Annotated in this window: 2 protein-coding genes; both read left to right on the forward strand. The window is 61.1% G+C overall.

From position 1 onward, the window contains the following. The first annotated feature begins 135 nt into the window (after window positions 1–135). The gene (locus ABVQ20_RS40280; RefSeq protein ID WP_354465397.1) at window positions 136–1,368 is read left to right on the forward strand and encodes a site-specific integrase; all 1,233 of its coding nucleotides are present in this window, start codon (window positions 136–138) and stop codon (window positions 1,366–1,368) included. Next, a partial coding sequence (locus ABVQ20_RS40285) for a tyrosine-type recombinase/integrase (RefSeq protein ID WP_354465399.1) occupies window positions 1,365–2,664 on the forward strand: 1,300 nt, incomplete at its 3' end. The genes ABVQ20_RS40280 and ABVQ20_RS40285, both read left to right, overlap by 4 nt.

Consider the following 2,664-nt stretch of genomic DNA (forward strand, 5'->3'; position numbering starts at 1 on the left):
CTTCACTAATCGTCAGGTGACCATAATGCGGAGGAGCGCGTGAAATCCGCACGGTTCTGCCGTTCGTCGAGGGATTTGCTCCGCATTATTTTTCGGCGAACCTCTGCGGTCGTTTGACCAGCAGAGGAGCCATTGATGTCGAAATCCGATTGCGAACTGATTACCGAGCTCAAAGCCGTACTGATCAGCCAACAATACAGCCCGGTGGTGGTAGGAAACTATTGTGCTTATGCGCGCGGGTTCCTCGACCATCTTACGCGGCAAAATATCCTGGTCACGGATATAACCGAAGCCCAAGTGGAGCGATATCTGCGCGATGCGGTCGCGCTGTTCCGGCAGCGTCGTGGTCGACGTCCCGGTCCGCGCTGGCACCAGATTCCGTGCGCGGGCATTCACGCACTGCTTCGGCTTGTGCAGGGGCAGTGGCCACCAGCCCCGAAAGCGACCTGCGCCGCCGATGCACTGCGATTTACGATCAGCAACGAATACGAGACCTGGCTTCACGAGGAGCGTGGCTTTGCTCGGCCCAGCATCGACGCGTTCTTGTGGGAGGCTCGACACTTCTTGGCCTGGCAACTCGAACGATGCGGTGTCGAAGGCCTGATGGACCTGAGCATCGGCGACATCGACCGCTATATGGACCTGCGTGCGTTGAAGCTGACGCGCTGCTCGCTGAAATCTGTGGCGGAGCGGCTTCGCTCGCTGTTGCGGTATCTCCATAGGACAGGTCACATTGCGACCGACCAGTCACCACATATCATCGCGCCACTGCTCTACGCCTATGAAGGGGTGCCCTCGATCCTGAAGCGGTGCCAGATCGCCGCGGTGCTGAAAACCGCGAGGACGGACAAGACGCCGGCGGGGCTGCGGGATCATGCGATCTTGCAAATCCTTGCAACCTATGGACTGCGGGCTGGAGAAATCCGTAACCTACGGATCGAGGACATTGACTGGCGGACCGAAGCCATCCGTGTCCGTCACAGCAAGGCGCAAGCCTGCTCGTTCCTGCCCCTGATGGATCCGGTGGGCGAGGCCGTGCTCGCTTATCTGCGTTCCGGACGGCCTGCGACCGATGCCCGGGAAATCTTCCTCCGCACGCGCGCGCCCTATTGCAAGCTCGAGAAGCTATACAGCCTGGTCCGACGACGGCTCCGCCATGCCGGCATCAAGCCGCCAGGCAAATGTGGACCACACATCTTCCGTCATGCGCGTGCGGTCGAGATGCTGCGCACGTCAGTTCCGCTAAAGGTCATCGGCGACCTGTTGGGGCATCGCTCAACCGCGTCGACGGCTCCCTACCTCAAGCTTGCTACCGAGGACCTCAGGGCCATCGCGCTTGACGTGCCGGGAATGGAGGTGCTGGCATGACCGCCCGCTGGCCCGATCCCGACCGCGCAACCATTGGCCGCTATGTCGCGAGCCTTGATCTGCGCAGCATGAAAAGCCGAACCTGTTATCGGCAGGTCTTGCATGGCTTCCAGGATGTCGCCGAACGTTACGAGGCACTCGGTCAAGAAGTGCTGCTAGCCTGGCTAGGAGAATCAGCCATTCGCCGGGCGGCATCCACGCTCTTGCACCGCACCCGCATCATTGACCGGTTCCTCGAACGCCTGGTGGAAATCGGCGCGATCGAACGCAATCCCGTCGCCGCTCTGCGCGATGAGTGCAATATCAAGCAGAGCATGCCGATCTGGCGGGCATTGGCGTCGCGGGATCCGGAACAGGCTCTTGCCGAACTGCGCCAGCCTAGGCCGTTCGGCAGCGTACTGGGAAAAATGATGGCCGAGCATGTCGCGATGATGCGGCGCAGAGGATACAAATACACTTCGCAGCCCCTGTTGCTCTTGCGGTTCGACCGGTTCCTGCAGTCGCATCCGGGACCGGAAACCGAACCGCTGAGCGCCATGATCGATCGATGGGCGACAACGAATGGCACGCGTCACCACGCGGAGGAATGCGAAAAGCTCAAGCGCGTCTTGGCGAAAATCCTTCGTCACCGCGACCCGTCGATGCCTGAGCGGCGACCGGACCCGAGACCGAGGAAGCAGGCCGCCAGGCAATGGCGAAAGCCCCATATCTACTCGCCTGCCGACGTGCGACGGATGCTCGACGTCGCACGTACGTATCCGTCGCCACGGGTGCCGCTTCGACCGCAGAGCATGTACACGATGCTGCTGCTGGCTTATTGCGCAGGCTTACGGCGCGGCGAGCTTGCCCGTCTCGATCTTGGTGACGTCGACCTGCAGGACGGTACGATAACCATCCGGGAGACCAAGTTCTTCAAGACCCGGATTCTGCCGCTACCCGACAGCGTTGTAGTCGAGCTTCGGGCCTACATCGATGCGCGGCGGCGTGCCGGTGGATCACAGGACGCGCGCTCCGGCCTGTTCTGGCATGAGCGAGGCGACGGCCATTACACGCCGGAAATGATCACCTGGCTGCTTGCCGACGTCATACGCCGCGCTGGGTTGAAGCCATTGCGAGGAAAAACGGGCCCTCGTGTTCATGATCTGCGTCACTCGATGGTCGTGAACAGGATCCTCGAATGGTACCGGACGGACATCAATCCACAAGATCGCCTGCCGTTCCTCGCGACCTACCTCGGCCATCGGGACATCAACTCTACCCTGGTCTACATCACCGTGACGCAGGACCTGCTGCATT

This window comes from Mesorhizobium shangrilense, from assembly GCF_040537815.1.
GTDB classification, from domain to species: Bacteria; Pseudomonadota; Alphaproteobacteria; order Rhizobiales; family Rhizobiaceae; genus Mesorhizobium; species Mesorhizobium shangrilense.

Bases quoted from the DNA above. Each gene is read 5' to 3' on its own strand.
- ABVQ20_RS40280 (WP_354465397.1), top strand. From the start codon at position 136: ATGTCGAAATCCGATTGCGAACTGATTACCGAGCTCAAAGCCGTACTG.